General features: G+C 65.3%; 15 protein-coding genes. 10 read left to right on the top strand and 5 right to left on the bottom strand.

Going from position 1 to position 17,408, the window contains the following annotated elements; genetic code table 11:
* Positions 1-63 precede the first annotated feature (63 nt).
* Positions 64-918 (bottom strand): nucleoside triphosphate pyrophosphohydrolase, encoded by an 855-nt coding sequence (mazG, locus tag GGD66_RS03790; protein ID WP_183256904.1) that lies wholly within the window; start codon positions 916-918, stop codon positions 64-66.
* Between the two features lie 126 nt (positions 919-1,044).
* Between mazG and queC the strand changes: the two genes are divergently transcribed.
* Positions 1,045-1,761, top strand: coding sequence for a 7-cyano-7-deazaguanine synthase QueC (gene queC / locus GGD66_RS03795; protein WP_183256905.1), 717 nt, complete (start codon positions 1,045-1,047; stop codon positions 1,759-1,761).
* A 162-nt stretch (positions 1,762-1,923) separates the two neighbouring features.
* On the opposite strand, the gene GGD66_RS03800 is transcribed toward queC, so the two are convergent.
* Genes GGD66_RS03800 through nthA form a run of 3 tightly spaced genes read right to left on the bottom strand, consistent with a single transcriptional unit; the run spans position 1,924 to position 3,595 of the window.
* On the bottom strand, positions 1,924-2,304 hold the full coding sequence (locus GGD66_RS03800; protein ID WP_092258233.1) for a nitrile hydratase accessory protein: 381 nt from the start codon (positions 2,302-2,304) through the stop codon (positions 1,924-1,926).
* A complete protein-coding gene (gene nthB, locus GGD66_RS03805) occupies positions 2,301-2,963 on the bottom strand; it encodes a nitrile hydratase subunit beta (RefSeq protein WP_183256906.1) in 663 nt (220 codons plus the stop codon). Before nthB ends, GGD66_RS03800 begins: the two co-directional genes overlap by 4 nt.
* Positions 2,960-3,595 carry a nitrile hydratase subunit alpha gene (gene nthA, locus GGD66_RS03810; RefSeq protein ID WP_018320449.1) on the bottom strand — a complete coding sequence of 212 codons (636 nt, stop codon included), beginning with the start codon at positions 3,593-3,595 and terminating at the stop codon, positions 2,960-2,962. The genes nthB and nthA overlap by 4 nt, the downstream gene beginning before the upstream one ends.
* 121 nt (positions 3,596-3,716) lie before the next feature.
* Here nthA and GGD66_RS03815 point away from each other — a divergent pair, with 121 nt between their 5' ends.
* The 4 genes from GGD66_RS03815 to GGD66_RS03830 all read left to right on the top strand — a co-directional run bounded on the left by GGD66_RS03815 (position 3,717) and on the right by GGD66_RS03830 (position 8,151).
* On the top strand, positions 3,717-4,523 hold the full coding sequence (locus GGD66_RS03815) for an enoyl-CoA hydratase/isomerase family protein (RefSeq protein ID WP_183256907.1): 807 nt from the start codon (positions 3,717-3,719) through the stop codon (positions 4,521-4,523).
* Positions 4,524-4,633: 110 nt separating this feature from the next.
* Positions 4,634-6,106, top strand: coding sequence for a DASS family sodium-coupled anion symporter (locus tag GGD66_RS03820; RefSeq protein WP_018320451.1), 1,473 nt, complete (start codon positions 4,634-4,636; stop codon positions 6,104-6,106).
* 238 nt (positions 6,107-6,344) lie between these two features.
* Entirely contained in the window at positions 6,345-7,496 is a 1,152-nt protein-coding gene (locus tag GGD66_RS03825; RefSeq protein ID WP_183256908.1) for a methionine ABC transporter ATP-binding protein, read from the top strand.
* On the top strand, positions 7,486-8,151 hold the full coding sequence (locus tag GGD66_RS03830) for a methionine ABC transporter permease (RefSeq protein ID WP_183256909.1): 666 nt from the start codon (positions 7,486-7,488) through the stop codon (positions 8,149-8,151). Before GGD66_RS03825 ends, GGD66_RS03830 begins: the two co-directional genes overlap by 11 nt.
* A 6-nt stretch (positions 8,152-8,157) precedes the next feature.
* On the opposite strand, the gene GGD66_RS03835 is transcribed toward GGD66_RS03830, so the two are convergent.
* Positions 8,158-9,144 carry a helix-turn-helix domain-containing protein gene (locus tag GGD66_RS03835; protein ID WP_183256910.1) on the bottom strand — a complete coding sequence of 329 codons (987 nt, stop codon included), beginning with the start codon at positions 9,142-9,144 and terminating at the stop codon, positions 8,158-8,160.
* 181 nt (positions 9,145-9,325) lie between these two features.
* On the opposite strand from GGD66_RS03835, the gene GGD66_RS03840 reads away from it, so the two are divergent.
* From GGD66_RS03840 to GGD66_RS03860, 5 genes are all read left to right on the top strand, one after another.
* Positions 9,326-10,516, top strand: a complete 1,191-nt coding sequence (locus tag GGD66_RS03840; protein WP_183256911.1) for a serine hydrolase — start codon at positions 9,326-9,328, stop codon at positions 10,514-10,516.
* 15 nt (positions 10,517-10,531) lie between these two features.
* Entirely contained in the window at positions 10,532-12,529 is a 1,998-nt protein-coding gene (locus GGD66_RS03845) for a primary-amine oxidase (protein WP_183256912.1), read from the top strand.
* A gap of 624 nt (positions 12,530-13,153) precedes the next feature.
* Complete coding sequence (locus GGD66_RS03850) at positions 13,154-15,148, top strand: TonB-dependent siderophore receptor (protein ID WP_183257144.1); 1,995 nt, start codon at positions 13,154-13,156, stop codon at positions 15,146-15,148.
* Between the two features lie 56 nt (positions 15,149-15,204).
* Positions 15,205-16,494: a siderophore utilization protein FsrB gene (fsrB, locus tag GGD66_RS03855; RefSeq protein ID WP_183256913.1), complete on the top strand. Its 1,290-nt coding sequence runs from the start codon at positions 15,205-15,207 to the stop codon at positions 16,492-16,494.
* An 85-nt stretch (positions 16,495-16,579) separates the two neighbouring features.
* The gene (locus tag GGD66_RS03860; RefSeq protein WP_183256914.1) at positions 16,580-17,407 is read left to right on the top strand and encodes a hypothetical protein; all 828 of its coding nucleotides are present in this window, start codon (positions 16,580-16,582) and stop codon (positions 17,405-17,407) included.
* The last annotated feature ends 1 nt before the right edge of the window (position 17,408 follow it).

The following is a 17,408-nucleotide window of genomic DNA, read 5'->3' on the forward strand; positions in this document are numbered from 1 at the left end:
GGCGCGCGAAGTGCGCGCCTTTGCCCACCCTACGAATTGTCCTTCGCCAAGACGACAGCAGAATTAGCGGCTCGCTTCCTTGCGCCGTTCCTGCGCCGATTGCTCATCACCCTTCGCCGCATTCCACAGCGCGTCCATCTCCGCCAGCGAGGCCTGCTCCAGCGTACGGTCCTGCGCTTCCAGCGCGCGCTCGATATAGGCAAAGCGCCGCTCGAACTTTGCGTTGGTCGCACGCAAGGCGGCCTCCGGATCGGCGTCGACATGGCGGGCGAGGTTGACGAGGGCGAACATCAGGTCGCCGGTCTCTTCCGCAATCTCCTGCTTGTCGTCGCGGTCGAGCGCAGCCTCGATCTCGTCGGCTTCCTCGCGGATCTTTTGCAGCACCGCGCGCGGGTCGTTCCAGTCGAAGCCGACGGTCGAGGCCTTGCGCTGCAGCTCCATGGCGCGCGTCAGCGCGGGCTGGCCGGCCTTCACGCCTGACAGCAGCGATTTGTGCGTCGGCACCTGCTCCGGCGGCCGGCGCGCGGCGCGCTCGGCCTTCTCCTCGGCCTTGATGCGGTCCCAGACTTCCTTGACGTGGGAGGAGGCGAGATTGCCGTCCTTGTCAGCGAAGACGTGGGGATGGCGCCGGATCATTTTCCGGGTGATGGCCTCGACCACATCTCCGAAAGCAAAGGCGTCCTGCTCCGAGGCCATCTGGGCGTGGAACACCACCTGGAGCAGGAGGTCGCCGAGCTCCTCGCGGAGATCGTCGAGATCGCCCCGCGTGATGGCGTCGACCACCTCATAGGCCTCCTCGATCGTGTAGGGCGCGATCGTCGCAAAATCCTGCTCGAGGTCCCAGGGGCAGCCGGTCACCGGCGTGCGCAGCGCCGCCATGATCTCGATCAGGCGGGAAATGTCGCGGGAAGGGGTCATTGCGGGGCACTCTCCTGGCTCCAAAACCTTATGCCAAAAGCGGCCCGCCGTTCCCAGCGCGGCGGGGCGGAACAGGCCGATTTCCACCGATTGGCGGGCCGCGTCTGCAGTGCTAAAGCGCGGGCCATGAGTGACGCATTTTCATCACAAACCGCGCTGGTGCTGTTCTCCGGCGGCCAGGATTCCACGACCTGCCTCGCCTGGGCGCTCAGCCGCTTCTCGCGCGTGGAGACTCTGGGGTTCGACTACGGCCAGCGCCATGCCATTGAGCTGGCCTGCCGTGAGCGGCTGTTCGACGGCCTCAAGGGGCTGCGCGCGGATTGGGCCACGAAGCTCGGCCAGAGCCACACGCTGTCGATCCCGACGCTTGCGGCCGTCTCCGAGACGGCGCTGACACGCGACGTCGCGATAGCGATGGGCGCCGACGGTCTGCCCAACACCTTCGTGCCGGGCCGCAACCTCGTGTTCCTGACCTTCGCCGCCGCGCTGGCCTATCGGCGCGGCATCACGCACATCGTTGGGGGCATGTGCGAGACCGATTATTCCGGCTATCCCGATTGCCGCGACGACACTATCCGCGCCATGCAGGCCGCGCTCTCGCTCGGTATGGCCAGACCATTCGAGCTGCATACGCCCTTGATGTGGATCGACAAGGCCGCGACCTGGCAGCTCGCACAAGATCTCGGCGGCGAGGGGCTGGTCGATCTCATCCGCGAGCACTCCCACACCTGCTATCTCGGTGAACGCGGCGCGCAGCATGAGTGGGGTTATGGGTGCGGGGAATGCCCGGCATGCAGCCTGCGGGCGAAGGGCTGGCGGGAGTTTGTGGCGGGGCGCAAATAGCGCTCCGATCTCCGCTGTCATTCCCCGCGAAGGCGGGGAATCCAGTACGCTGCGGCTTCTCCGTATCCCTCCAGCGTCTCTGGAATACTGGATCACCCGCCTTCGCGGGTGATGACAGTGCTGGATGGAGCAGCAGCGCCCACAGAACATTGCGCCAATTGACTACCCCGCAAAATCCTCCGGCTTAAGCTCAATTGGCTTGCCGTGTGGCGTCCTATCCGCCGCGTGGTCCCAGGCATCGCGGTAGCGATGCAGCGTCTCCGTCGAGGCGACACCCTTGCGTGCGACCAGACCCTCCAGCGTGGCGAGCCAGTGCAGATAGTAGGTCTCGCCCGTATCAGGATCGCCGGCGGCCTGCGCGCGCTTGATCTCGTCGGCCAGGCTGGCTGCCCATTCCGGCCAGGTGAACACGCCGCGCTCGTGCAGGCTCAAGGCCATCGCAAACGCATGCGCCTCCCAGGGCGCGCGGAACACCGGACCGTCGTCATCGCGCGGAATGCTGGGTATGGCCGCGGTGGCTGCGGCAGCAGCGGTACCACTCATTGCGCCGGATCCAGATAGGGCTCGAACGCGTCGATCGAGACCTTCAAGGTGGGATCACCATCCTCGCCCCAGAGATCGCGGCCCTCAAACACCACCGTGTAAAGCCATTGCGGGTTCTCGCCGAGCTCCATCGCCGCCGAATCCGGAAACACGTGGCAGCCATGGTTCAACTCGACCACGCCGACATGGCCGCGCACATAGCGCGGCAGCCGCGTGTGCGTGGCCGGATGGATGTTCTTGGCGCGCACGCGATCGCCGATGTTGAATTTTGCCGGCGCCGGGGCAGGGCGGGCGAACTTGCCGCGCACCATCACGCGCTCGACATTGGCGAGGTCGAACCTGCCGTGCTTGAGCGCCTTTGCCGGCTGCATCGCGTGGCCGGCGGCGACCTCCTCTCTTGTGAGGTAGTCTTTCTCGATCAGCATCTCTTCGAGCCCGAGAAACCATTTTTTGTAATAGGAGCTCGACAGATACACGTGCGGTGGCAGCGTCTCGCGATAGAAGCGCGAGGTGTCGATGTTGAAGGCGCCGGCCGCGCCCATCGCGCGCACCATCGCCAGCACGCGGGACTCCCACTCCTCGTGGAACATCGGCTCGTTCGGCTCCGGCTCGACCTTGCCGAAACCGTCCATGCCGCCCATGTCGTGCACGCCGTTCATGACGGCGCTCCCGGCGTCTTGGGAAAGCCGGTGCCGATCATGGAATCGCGCGTGACGAGCTCGGCGAGCTGCTCCTCGCTCCAGCCCTCCGTGCCCGCGGGGCGCATCGGCAGCACCAGGAAGCGCGTCTCGGCGGTGGAATCCCACACCCGGATCTCGATGTCCTTCGGCAGGGTGACGTCGAAATCGGCGAGCACGCCACGCGGATCCTTCACCGCGCGGGAGCGGTAGGGCGCCGCCTTGTACCAGACCGGCGGGAGGCCCAGCATTTCCCAGGGGTAGCAGGAGCAAAGCGTGCACACGACCATGTTGTGACGCGCGGGCGTGTTCTCGACCACGACGAGATGATCGCCGACGCGGCTGACATGGCCGAGCGTGCCGATCGCCTTGGAGCCGTCCTCCAGCAGCGCTTTTTTGAACGCCGGATCGGTCCAGGCCTTGGCGACGACGCGTGCGCCGTTGTGCGGGCCGATCTTGGTCTCGTAGGCCTGGATGATGGCGTCGAGCGCGGCCGGCTCGACATAGCCTTTTTCGGTCAGGATCGTCTCGAGCGCGCGCACGCGCAGCTCGGTCTCCGACAGCTCGGAATGGTCGTGATCGTGGTGGTGGTGATGGTCGTGATCGTGGCTCATGACGTCGAAGATAGGCGCAATGGCCCAGGCCTGTCGAGTATCCGCTGCGGCGCATCCGGGTCCCATATTCGTGAGGCCAGATGTAGGCTAGCATCGCGGCAGAGCAGACGGGGAGACCTTGGTGACGGATTACGTGAAGATCGAAAGGGGCCTCGGGCCCGAGGGGCGGATTGCGGTGGTGCGTTTCGATCGGGGCGACGGCATCAATGCACTGTCACCCGAGGCATTGCGACAGCTGACCGCGGCGGCGCGCAGCTTCGAGGACGATGCCGCGACGTCGGTCGTCGTATTGACCGGCAGCTCGGGCGCGTTCAGCGCCGGCTTCGACCTCAAGGACGCCGAGGGGCGCTCGCGCAAGGAGATGGACCTCGGCACGCTGCGGCGGCACCTCAAGCTCGGGCCGCGTCTGACGCACGCCTGGCAGGAGATGGAGCAGATCACGATCGCGGCGATCGAGGGTTTTTGTGTCGGCGGCGGTGTGGCCCTCGCCGTCGCGCTCGACTTCCGCGTCATGGGCCGCGATGCACATCTGCGCGTGCCGGAAATCGGGCTCGGCATGAACATGAGCTGGCAGAGCATCCCGCGCATGCTGCATCTGATGGGGCCCGCCCGCACCAAGCAGGCGGTGATCCTGGCTGATGAGCGCATCTCGGCGGATGAGGCCCATGAATGGCGCCTGGTGGAGCAGGTGGTCGATCCCGGCCATGCCTTCGAGGCCGCCATGGATCTCGCCCGGAAGGTCGCCGCGCAGCCGCCGCTCTCGGTCGCGATGACGAAACTCACCGTCAACCGGCTTGCGCATGCGCTGGACGATCTCACCAGCCACATGGACGTCGACCAGTTCGCGCTCGCCAGCTTCAGCGAAGATCACAAGGAGGGCGTCGAGGCGTTCCTGGGCCGCCGCAAGCCGCGCTTCAAGGGGCGCTAGATCTATGCCCGGCCATTGATCGCACAACCGGCAGTCCCTATACGCGGCGCAGGGACAAGAGCAGGCTGCGCGCACGGGCCGCACAGGCAACGACGATCGAGGGGAGGTCCATGACTGCTAGCTCACAGGCGCCGGAGGCGAAAGGCTTTCGCTGGAAACTGGTCGCGCCGCTCGCGGTGTGGCTGGTGATCTATCTGTGGCCGGTGCCTGCAGGGCTCAATGTCAATCAGTGGCACTATTTCGCCGTGTTTGCGGCCGTCATCACCGGGCTCATCCTGGAATCGATGCCGGTGGGCGCAGTCGGCTTCATCGGTCTCACGGTCGCGGGCGTTGCCGGCTATATCGACCCCGATCCGACCAAGTCGCTGCGCTGGATGCTGGCGGGCTTTGCCGAGAGCACGGTCTGGCTCATCGTCGGCGCCTTCGTGTTCTCGATTGGCTATCGCAAGAGCCAGCTTGGCCGGCGCATTGCGTTGGTGCTGGTGCAGCGCCTTGGCCGCAACACGCTCGGCCTTGGCTATGCCGTGGCGATGTCCGACTTCCTGCTCGCGCCGGCGACGCCGTCGAACACCGCGCGCAGCGGCGGCATCGTCTATCCGATCATCAGCAACATCCCGCGCATCTATGGCTCCGAGCCGGGGCCGACCGCCGGCAGGATCGGCACTTACGTGATGTGGACCGCCTTTGCCGCGACCGCCGTCACGAGCTCGCTGTTCTTCACCGCGCTTGCGCCCAACGCCGCGGCGCTGGCGATCGCCAAGAAGACCGCCGGGGTCGAGGTCAGCTGGGGCCAGTGGTTTCTCGGCTTCGCGCCGCTCGGCATCCTGCTGATGGTGCTAGTGCCGCTGCTCAGCTATCTGGTGTGCCGGCCGGAGGTGAAAAGCAGCCCTGAGATTTCCGAATGGGCCGCGAAAGAGCTCGGCGCCATGGGCCCGATGTCGCGCAACGAGTGGATCATGCTCGGCTTGATCGTGCTCGCGATGTTCCTGTGGATCGCGGGCTCCAGCCCGGACATCCACATTCCCGTGCTCGGCTCGAACTTCGTCAATGCCACCACCGTCGTGTTCATCGTGATCTCCCTGATGCTGGTGACCGGCGTGATCGAGTTTGCCGACATCGTCAGCGAGAAGAGCGCCTGGGAGGTGTTCTTCTATTTCACATCGCTGCTGACGCTGGCCTCCGGCCTCAACGAGATCGGCTTCATCAAATGGTTCGCGACCGAATACGCAAAACCGCTTGCCGGGCTGTCGCCGTCGACCGCGATGCTGCTGCTGGTCGCGCTGTTCTTCTGGATCCACTATTTCTTCTCGAGCATCACCTCGCATGCCGCCGCCGTGCTGCCCGTCGTGCTCGCGGTCGGATCGGGCATCCCCGATCTGCCGGTCACGACACTCGCGATGCTCTGCATGTACTCGCTCGGCCTGATGGGCGTGATCTCGCCTTACGCGACCGGACCGGCGCCGATGTATTTCGGCAGCGGCTATATCGGAAAGGGCCAATTCTGGGGTTTTGGCCTGATCTTCGGGCTGCTCTATTTCGCCGGGCTCCTGCTGATCGTGCTGCCCTGGTTGCAGATGGGATGAGCCGGGTGGGGCGCTGATAGCCCCGGTGGAGGAATATTCTTCTTCGGGGAGAGTTTGGGAAAACTTCGTCCAACTCCTTCCAAATATCTGACATTGCAACACAGTCCTGAAAGGGCGATGGTGCGTGCTGCGGTGCAGCGCGTTCCTCGCGAACCCTCACCGCGATTTCACCCCCGTCGCTCGACGCGACCCGGTTCCCGTACGCCCCAAGGGCAGGCGGGCAAGCGAACTATTGTGCATGAAGGCCGCTTCCATGAATGCCCACCAATCGCTCGCGGTCGGACAGCCGATCGAGAGGTGTGAAGCGATTTCACCTGCCGCAGCTGAGCCGGACGCGATGGTCCGTTTCGCCGGCATCTCGAAGACCTATCCGGCCTATCGCGGCAAGCCCGGCGTCAATGCGCTGCAAGACATCGACTTCGCGATCCCGCGCGGTTCCATCACCGGCGTGATCGGCCGCTCCGGCGCCGGCAAGTCGAGCCTGGTGCGGCTCATCAACGGCTTGGAGAAGCCGACCACGGGACGCGTGATCGTCGACGGCCGCGATATCTCGGCGCTGGCGGGCCGCGAGCTGCGGCTGGCGCAGCGCTCGATCGGCATGATCTTCCAGCATTTCAACCTGCTGTCGTCGCGCACGGCGGCCGACAACATCGCGTTGCCGCTCGAGATCGCCGGCTGGTCCAAGGCCGACATCAGGGCCCGCGTTGCCGAGCTGCTCGCGCTTGTCGGCATCGCCGACAAGCACGACCGCTATCCGTCAGAACTTTCCGGCGGCCAGAAGCAGCGCGTCGGCATCGCGCGAGCCCTCGCCACGCGGCCGAACGTGCTGCTGTCGGACGAGGCGACCTCCGCGCTCGATCCGCAGACCACGCGCGCGATCCTCGATCTGCTCGCGAACATCAACCGCGAGCTCGGGGTGACCATCGTATTGATCACCCACGAAATGTCCGTGGTGCGCCAGCTCGCCCGGGACGTCGTGGTGCTCGACGCCGGCCATGTGGTCGAAAGCGGCCATGTCGCGGACATCTTCACCCACCCCAAGCATCCGATCACGCAATCCTTCCTGGCGGAGGTGACCGGCGACAGCCTGCCGGTCTCGCTGGCGAGCCGGATCGTGGCGGAGCCGTCCGCCGGCGGGCAGGCTGTGATCCGCCTCGGGGTGCGCGGGGCAGGGGCCGGCGACACCCTGGTCGCGCGGCTCGCCCGCGAGCTCGGCCTCGACGTGTCGCTGCTGGCGGCACGCATCGACGAGATCGGCGGTCAGCATGTCGGCTCGCTCGTTCTCGGCATTCCTCTCGGTATTTCTGGCGGCGAGGACGCGACGGCGCGCACGCTCGCCTTTCTCTCTCAACATCAATTCCCGGCGGAGCATCTCGGCTATGTCGCCTGAACTCATCAACCTGATCGTCCAGGCCACCTTCGAGAGCCTGTACATGGTCGGCATCGCGGCGCTGCTCGGCACCGCCTTCGGCCTTCCGCTCGGCGTTTTCCTCGCAACCAGCCGGAAAGGGGAGCTGTTCGCGGCTCCCATCGTCAATCGCATCCTCGGCATCGTCGTCAATGCGACGCGGTCCACGCCCTTCATCATCCTCGTCGTCGCCATCATCCCGTTTACACGTCTCGTTGCCGGCACCTCGATCGGATCGACCGCCGCAATCGTGCCGCTGACGATCGCGTCGGCGCCGTTCATCGCGCGTCTGGTCGAAGGTGCCATCCGCGAGGTCGATGGCGGCCTGATCGAGACGGCGTCCTCGTTCGGCGCGTCGCCCATGCAGATCGTGTTCAAGGTGCTGATCCCCGAGGCACTGCCGGGACTTCTGCTGGCACTGACGCTCGCGGTGGTCAGTCTGCTCGGCTACTCCGCGATGGTCGGCGCGGTCGGTGGCGGTGGCTTGGGTGATCTCGGCATCCGCTACGGCTATCAGCGCTTCATGCCGGAGATGATGCTGGCAGTCGTCGTCGTGCTGATCGCACTGGTGCAGCTCGTCCAGAGCGCCGGCGATTATCTGGCGCGCCGGGTCAACCGCCGGCTGCGGCATCGCTGAGCCGGATCAGGTACACCTGGCGCGACGCAACGTCTGCGAGGGCAGCTCGGAGAAGTGGCGCTTGTAGTCGAGCGAGAACTGGCTGAAGTGCCAGAAGCCGTGCTGCACGGCGACGTCGTAGACGGAGGCATCGGTGCCGCCGGCGCGCTTGAGATCGCGCCGCACGCGGTTCAGCCGCATCGCGCGCCAGTAGTGCATCGGGCTCGTGCCCAACACCTCCTGGAAGCAATAGCCGAGCTTGCGCGGGCTGGCGCCGACCGCCTTGCAGACCTCCAGCAGCGAGAGCGAGCGATCGCCGCTGCCATGCATCAGCGCCCGCGCACGATCGACGGTGCGCTTGCGCGCCGCGGCGCTGCGGCCGGGATCGCTGGGGCGTGCGGTCGGCAGCATGTCCATGATCTCGACGAGAAGGGCGTCTTCCAGCGCCTGCCCGACGGCCGGATCGTCGAACCGTTCGGGGGCAGTCGAGATGGTCTCGTGGATCGCGGCAAGGTGAGCGCGCAATCGCGCGACCGGTGCCTGCGCCATCTCGATCACCCGCAACTGGTGCCAGACCGCGCGCGGCAGCTCGATATCGAGCCGGGCGGCAAGCTCCTCGATCAGCGCCGCGCTGGCGACAACACCGCGCAGCTCGAATGATTTCGGCGTGCACATATCGACCTCGGCGTCGATGCAGGCGATGACCTGGGCGCCTGCAACGCTGGCGCCGTTGCAATTGACCTCGCCGTCACCGTGCCAGGGCAGACCGATGCCGAAGCTGTCGGCCCCCAGCTGGCCGTATTGGCGGACCTGCTGGCTGGTGATCTCGCGGAAGACGTCAAGCTGGGGCAAGGAGAGTTGGGTGAAGCTGCCCCTGAAGGCTCCGGCGCTGATCTGGTCGTAGCTGAGCCGCCAGCGACCGAGCGAAGCGCAATGCTCGTCGACATCGGTACTGCTGGCCTGAAACAGGCCGACAGCCGAGTCCAGAGTCGGAAGAGTTGCGCCTAAGGGCATGACGACACGTCGAAATTCACCACCCGACAGCGGGCAAGAACCACGCCAGACTGGCACGGCCATAGGCGCTGTCCAGCAAAATATTGCCGGATCTCGATAACGCCCGATGGCGCCGCGGTGCAGGCTTCGGTCCTGCCGTTCCGACATCGCGGCCGGGACAGCACTTTGCGGAGGGATCGAGATGCGACCGACCGAGATCATGCGCGGCAGCCCGCCCGCGCCCGAGGCGCAGGTGACGCGCGCCAATTGGCGCAGCTTTCCCGCGATCCGCTGGGGCTTTACCCACACCCGTGAAGTGCTGCCGACCGCAGAGATCCGCCGCTCGGCGCAGCCGACGCAGATACGAAGCGCGCCGCGCGAACTGGCAAAACTCGCTTTCACCGCGCCTGATGGCAAAGAGACCACGATCGAAGCCACGCTCCGCGAGACGTTTGCCGATACGCTCCTCGTCATGCACCGGGGCACGCTGATCCACGAATGGTACGGCGATGGCATGAGCGTGACCACGCCGCATCTGATCTGCTCGATCAGCAAGGCGATCGCCGGCACGCTCGGCGGCGTGCTGGCCGCGCGCGGGCTGCTCGATCCCGAGGCGAGGGTGATGCGCTACGTGCCGGAGCTGGAGACTTCGGTCTACGCCGGCTGCACCGTCCGCAACCTGCTCGACATGACCGTCGCCATCAAGTTCGAGGAGGATTACGAGGACCCCGCCGGCGACGTTGCGCGCTATCGGTTCTCTTCGGGCTGGGACGTGCCGCCGCCGGGCGTCGAGGCAGGCCACCAGCGCGCCTATCTCGCAACCTTGCGCGGCACCGGCGAGCCGCACGGCAAGGTGTTCCATTACGTCTCGCCCAATACCGAGGTGCTCGGCTGGGTCTATGAGCGTGCCTGCGGCATGCCCTACCACCGCATCCTCTCTGACTATCTCTGGCAGCCCCTGGGCGCGGAGGACGACGGCTCGCTCACGCTCGACAGCCACGGCATGGGCCGCATCGCCGGCGGCATCTCGGTCACCGCGCGTGACCTCATCCGTTTCGGCGAGATGATCCGCTGCCGCGGCGTGGTCGAGGGGCGGCAGGTGGTGCCGGGCTGGTGGATCGACGACATCCGCGAGAACGGCGATCCCAAAGCCTGGGCCGACGGCGACCTCGCCGAGTTCTTCCCGGGCGCGCGCTACCGCAGCAAATGGTTCACGATCGATCCGTCGCGCAACGCGCTCACCGCGATCGGCATTCACGGCCAGCACCTCTATGTCGACCTCGACTCGGACACCGTCATCGTCAAGCTCGCGACCCAGCCCAAGGCGATGGACGTGCCGATCGACCAGCGCTGGTTCGCCGCCTTCAGCGCCATCACCGCGCATCTCGCCTGATTTCCGGACATCCCCATGCTCGATACCGTCAAAGCCAAATCGCAAGCAGAGACCGCGGCGCCGCATCCGCTCGATCCGCTGACGGCCGAGGAGATCACCGCCGCCTGCACGCTGGTGCGCGCCGCCGTGGCCTCGCCGGAGAACTGCCGATTCCCGGCGGTGCGGCTGGAGGAGCCGACCAAGCAGGAGCTGGCGGCAGGCGGCGTAGGGCGTCGCGCCTTCGCGTTGACGCTCGACGTCGCCACGGGCGAGGCCATCGAGCACATCGTCGATCTCGGCCGTGGCGAGATCGTCGGGCGCAAGGTCGTCCCGAACCGCGAGGCGCCCTATGGGCAGCCGCCGGTGATGCTGGAGGAATTCTTCAAGTGCGAGGCCGTGGTCAAGGCCGATCCGGGCTGGCGGGCGGCGATGGTGCGGCGCGGGCTTTCAGACAAGGACATCGAACTGGTCCAGGTCGATCCGTTCTCGTCGGGTTTCTTCGACAAGGAGTTCGAGCGCGGCGCCCGTATCGTGCGTGCCGTCAGCTATTTTCGCGAGCACTTGCAGGACAACGGCTATGCGCACCCGATCGAGGGCGTGGTCGCTGTCGTTGACCTGATCGGCGGCAAGGTCATCGACCTCACCGATGAGGATCCGATTGTGCCGATTCCGCGCAAGAAGCGGAACTACGGCGCGCACGAGGTGGCCAATCCGCGCGCCGACATCAAGCCGCTGCACATCGAGCAGCCGGAGGGTGCGAGCTTTCGCGTCGAGAGCTGGAAGGTCGACTGGCAGAAATGGACCTTCCGCATCGGCTTCACGCCGCGCGAGGGCCTCGTGCTGCATCAGCTCGCCTACCAGGACGGCGCGCGCAAGCGCTCCCTGATCCATCGCGCCAGCGTTACCGAGATGGTGGTGCCTTATGCCGATCCGACCGCGAACCATTTCTGGAAATCGGCGTTCGATGCCGGCGAATATGGCCTCGGCATGCTTGCGAACGCGCTCGAGCTCGGCTGCGACTGTCTCGGCAACATCCGCTATTTCGACGTGCCGGCCGCCGACAGCAAGGGCGAGCCCTTTGTCATGCAGAACGTCATCTGCATGCATGAGGAAGACTATGGGATCGCCTGGAAGCACTATGAGTTCCGCAACGGCCTGTTCGAGGTCCGCCGCTCGCGGCGGCTTGTGATCTCGTTTTTCGCGACCGTCGGCAATTACGATTACGGCTTCTACTGGTATCTCTACCAGGACGGCACGATCCAGTTGGAGACCAAGCTGACCGGCATCATCCAGACCGCCGCGGTGCGATCTGGCGAGACGTACAAATGGGGCGGCATGGTCGACGACAATCTGGGCGGACCGACGCACCAGCACTTCTTCAACGTGCGCCTGCACATGGATCTCGACGGCGGCGGCAACACCGTCACCGAGCACGATTTTGTGCCGCGGCCCTGGGGTGACGACAATCCGCACGGCAACGTCTTCGACACCACGACGCGGGTTTTGTCGCGCGAGCATGACGCGGCGGCGATCGCCAATGGCCAAACCGGCCGGTTCTGGAAGATCAGCAATCCCAATGAGACCAACTCGGTCGGTAATGCTCCGGCCTACAAGCTCGTCGTCAATCCGAGCCCGCTGATGCTGGCGCAGGAGGGCAGTTACGTGCGCAAGCGCGGCGGCTTCGCCACCAAGCATGTCTGGGTGACAGCATTCGATCCGGCCGAGAAATACGCAAGCGGCGATTATCCCAACGTCCATGCCGGCGGCGATGGCCTGCCGCGTTATGCCGCGAAGGACCGCAACATCGAGAATGCCGATATCGTGGTGTGGCACTCTTTCGGCCACACCCATGTCTGCAAGCCCGAGGACTTCCCGATCATGCCGGTGGAATATGCCGGCTTCCTGCTGAAGCCGACCGGCTTTTTCGCCGCCAATGCGGCCGGCGACATCCCGCCGGACCGCAACAGCCGCAGCGTGCTGGCACAAGAGAGCAACACTGCCGACGAATCGTGTTGCCGCGCCGGCAAATCATAGAGCCGGATCGAGCTCGATCGGGTTACCCGGCAGCGCCGACCGTCGTAGTTGGCGATTCTCGCGCGGTAGCAGGCTGATCGTTTCCAGCCATTGCCGAATGATGAGGGAGCGTTTCTATCTAGAAGCATTCCAAATGTGTGAGCACGACGGCTGCGTGGCACTGGACGCGGCAATTCGGCATGAGCGCATTCGTCGCACGCGCCGCGCACGCCTCTGGAGAGATTCTAACCTCGTTCCTATCGCACTCCGAAACCGCCTGAGTTAGGGCGGGGCACCAAAAATGATACCGGCAAAGCCGGCAGTGCGTGGGGCCGAAAAGACGTGACCGACTACCAACTTTCTTCGCGTGAATGCGCGCGTCGTCGACAGATTCGTGTGCTGCTGCTCGGGGCGGTCAGCACATTCTCGCTCGTGGTTCCCTTTGGTTCCGTGGAGGCGCAGACCCAGATTCCCGCTGTCACCGTCGACGCGCCGGTTCAGCGCGCCCGTCCTGCGGCGGTTGCTTCGTCGCGAAGGGCGGCGACACGCACCTCTCGCGCCAATCGTCGCTCGCCTGCGCAGGCCGCCGCGCCGACCCAGTCGGCATCATCGAACGGCGCGACGGGCGAACGTGCCAATGGTCCGGTGCGCGGTTTCGTCGCCACGCGGAGCGGTACGGCCACCAAAACCGATACACCGCTGATCGAAACTCCGCAGTCGGTTTCCGTCGTCACCACCGACCAGGTCAGGAATCAGGGCGCGGTCTCGATCGGCGAGGCGCTGCGCTATACCGCCGGTGTCAGCGGCGACGTCAATGGCGGCTCGGACACCCGCTTCGGCGCGCTCCAGATCCGCGGCTTCGACACGACCATGTCGGGTCTCTACGTCGACGGCCTGCGGATCCCCTCGAGCAACTACGTGCACTTCAATGGCCTCGATCCCTACGGGGCCGAGCGCCTGGAGGTGCTCAAGGGCCCGTCCTCGGCGATGTATGGCGGCAGCGGCACCGGCGGCATTCTCAACTACGTGACAAAACTGCCGACGGCGCAGCAGTTCGGCGAGGTCTCGATCTCCGGCGGCAGCTTCAACCGCTATCAGGGCCAGTTCGACATGGGCGGCCCCGCCAACAAGGAAGGCACCGTGCTGTGGCGCCTCACCGGCGTCGTCCGCGACGGCCAGACCCAGGTCGACTTCACCAAGGACAACCGCGTCTTCATCGCGCCCGCCGTCACCTTCAAGCCGAACGAGGACACCACCATCACGCTGCTGGCCAACTACCAGCGCGACCGGGCAGGGTGGGGCCTTCAGTTCCTGCCGGCCTCGGGCACGGTGTGGCCGAACAACGGCCGCACCATCCCGGTCTCGTTCTTCGCGGGCGTGCCGGGCTTCAATGCGTTCAACACCGAGATTGCGACCGCCGGCTATCAGCTTTCGCACAATTTCACCGACAACATCACGTTCCGGCAGAACCTGCGCTACGCCTATCAGCACAACGAGGAAAAGACCTTCTACGGCACCGGATACACGGACGAGGCGGCGGGGCAGTTGGGACGTTTCGGCAGCTATAGCAACTCCTATATCAACTCCTTTGCGGTGGATAACCAGCTCCAGGGCAAGTTCAATACCGGCATCCTCAGCCACAACACCCTGGTCGGGCTCGACTATCGCAACACCACGTTCCGCGATACGGCCTTTGCCGTCACAACGTCAGCGCCGGAGATCAACGTCTTCAACCCGGTCTACAGTTACGACTGGGCCCTCGGCAGCATGTACGACAACAAGGGCATCAAGCAGTCGCAGCTCGGCCTCTATGCGCAGGACCAGATCAAGCTCGGCCGGCTGTCGTTCCAGCTCGGCGGCCGCCAGGACTTCGTGACGACGCAGCTCGACACCAATCTGCCCCCGGCCGATACTTCGACATCGAAGGACGCCTCGGCCTTCACCGGCCGCGCTGCCGTCATGTACAATTTCGACAACGGCATCGCGCCCTATTTCAGCTATTCCGAGTCGTTTCTGCCGCAGCTCGCGACCAGTCCTTCCGGACAGATGCTCGATCCCGAGACCGGCGTGCAGTACGAGGTGGGCGTCAAGTATCAACCGGTCGGCTGGAATGCGCTGTTCACCTTCGCCGCCTTCGACCTGACGCGTGACAACGTCGCTGTGTACGTGCCTGCAACCACCTTTTACGAACAGATCGGGCAGGTGAAGTCGCGCGGTATCGAGCTCGAAGGCTCGATGTCGCTCGCCGACGGCTGGAATCTGCGGGCGGCCTACGCCTATATCGATGCGATGGTCACGCAAGATCCGGTCAATGTCGGCAAGGCGCCGGTCACCGTGCCGCTCAACCGCGCCTCGCTGTGGAGCGACTACACGCTTCAGAACGGCCTGCTGGCGGGCTTGCAGTTCGGCGGCGGCGTTCGCTATGTCGGCGCGACCTGGGGCGATGATGCCAACACCTTCAAGGTGGGATCGGCCACAGTGCTGGATGCGCTTCTTGCCTATACCCGTGACAATTGGCGGCTGTCGCTGAACGTCACCAACCTTGCGGACACGCGCTATGTCGCGGCGTGCTACGGCCTTTCGGGCTGCATGTATGCCGAGGGACGGAAAGCCATCGGCAAGCTGACTTATCGCTGGTGAAATCGAAGACGGTCCGGCGATGGCGGGCCGGACCTGCTGGATGAGAGTGCAAGACGATGAGAGCGATATTCGGCAAGCTGCATCGCTGGGCGGGACTGCTCACGGCCGGATTCCTGTTCTTCTCCGGCATCACCGGGGCGATCATCTCCTGGGATCACGAGATCGACGACGTCCTGAACAGCCATCTGTTCGACGTCTCGACCAAGGGTCCGGCGATCCCATCGATCGAGCTCGCCAAGACGATCGAGCAGCGCGATCCCCGCGCGCGCGTCGTCTACCTCTTCATGACGCCGGAAGAGGGCCACTCGCTGTGGTTCTTCGTCATGCCGCGGATCGATCCGGCGACCGGCAAGCGTTTCGCTCTCGACTACAATCAGGTCTTCCTCGATCCCAACACCGGCGCGGAACTGGGCCGGCGCTATTGGGGCGCGGTGTGGCCCGTCACGCGGGAGAATTTCGTCTCGTTTCTCTACAAGCTGCACTACACGATGCACATTCCGGAGTTCTGGGGCAGCGATCGCTGGGGCATGCGCGTGCTCGGCGTGATCGCGATCATCTGGACCATCGATTGCTTTGTCGGTTTCTACCTGACGCTGCCCTCGCGCAGGCGCGCCAAGGCGGCGCGGGCGCCAGCCGTCACGCGCCAGCTCGAGCGTGGCTTCTGGGCGCGCTGGGCGCCGGCCTGGACCATCAAGACGTCCGGCAGCGCCTACCGGATCAATTTCGACATCCACCGCGCCTTCAGTCTCTGGACCTGGGGCGTGCTCTTCATCATCGCCTTCACCGCGTTCTCGCTGAACCTCTATTTCGAGGTGTTCTCGCCGCTGATGAAGATGGTGTCGAACTACACGCCGACGCCCTATGAGCAGCGGCCTTATCGCGATCTCGACGATCCCATCGAGCCCAAGGTGACTTTCGCCGACATCGCCGCCCGCGCCGCCGCCGACGGCAAGGCGCGGGGGTGGACGATCCCGGTCGGCTCGGTCAATTACGGCCCGGCCCATGGCGTCTATGCCGCCGCGTTCTTCCACCCCGGCGACGACCACGGCGCCGGCGGTGTCGGCCCGGCGCAGCTTTATTACGACAGCGAGGACGGCCGCCCGATCGGCGAGCGGCTGCCCTGGGTCGGTACCGCCGCCGACATCTTCGTCCAAGCACAATTTCCGCTGCATTCGGGCCGCATCGTCGGACTGTTCGGCCGCATTTTGATCTCGATCATGGGGCTGGTCGTGGCGGCACTCTCGGTCACCGGCGTCGTGATCTGGTGGCGCAAGCGTCGCGCCCGCATCCGCGTGCGCGAGACCGCGGCGGTGCGTCTGACCCGGCAGTTGACGCCGGCGGAGTAGGGCCCCCGCACGGTCGTTGCGGATGAACCTTCCCGCCTCCAGCCGGCACAAAGACTGGAGATCGCTCCCAGTCCGCGGACATCGAATGAAATCGCTTGCCTTGCTCTGCCTGCTCGTCCTGGCGACGCCCGTCCATGCGGCCACGCCCGAGCAGCACTATCTCGACCTGCGCGACCGCTACATCGCAAAATTCTCGAGTGCCAAGGAGAGCGACGAGATCTACAAGCAGCATGATGCGGCGCTCAAGGAGCTGGCGGGCGTGCTGCGCGGCCTGGTGGGACCGGTCACGATCAAGGGGCTCCCCGCAGACGGCAAGTCGAACGTCGACACGCTTTTCAAGAGTGATATCGGCTTCGGCCATCTCGACGGGCTAAGCTTCGCCTCGGAAGGCTACAAGACGCAAGCCGTCGTAACCACGAGCCCGCTTCTGGCGCACTGGCTGCGCGAGCATCGCGAGGACGGCATGCCGCAGGAGAGCGGCGCCGCGTTCAAGTCCGACCGCTTCTATTATCATGCGATCCAGGACGCCGCCTTCGCCAAATATGCCGAGCTGCCGATCACAAAGCCCGCATCCGCGAGCGCTGCAGTTGCCGTGCTCGGCTTGCGCGGCAATGGCGGGCTCAAGGGACCGCCGGATGAAATCGACGTCGTCGCGACCAAGGGCGACAAGGTCTACTTCCTCGCCACATCGAACGCGGTGAAGACGGCCGAAATCCCGGCATGCGAGCGCGTGTGGAAGCAGATGATGGCGAAGCCCGTCAACAAGAAGGACCCGCGCGGCGACATGGCCCGCGAGGATCAGGCCATGGACGCCTACACGAAATGCTTCGCCAGGGAAGCGTCGAGCCAGAGCTGGTACGCCGCGGCCGTCAAGAAGGCGCAGAGCCAGTTGGAGCTGCTGCCACTGCAGTAGC

The organism is Bradyrhizobium sp. CIR48, assembly GCF_014198315.1.
GTDB lineage: Bacteria > Pseudomonadota > Alphaproteobacteria > Rhizobiales > Xanthobacteraceae > Bradyrhizobium.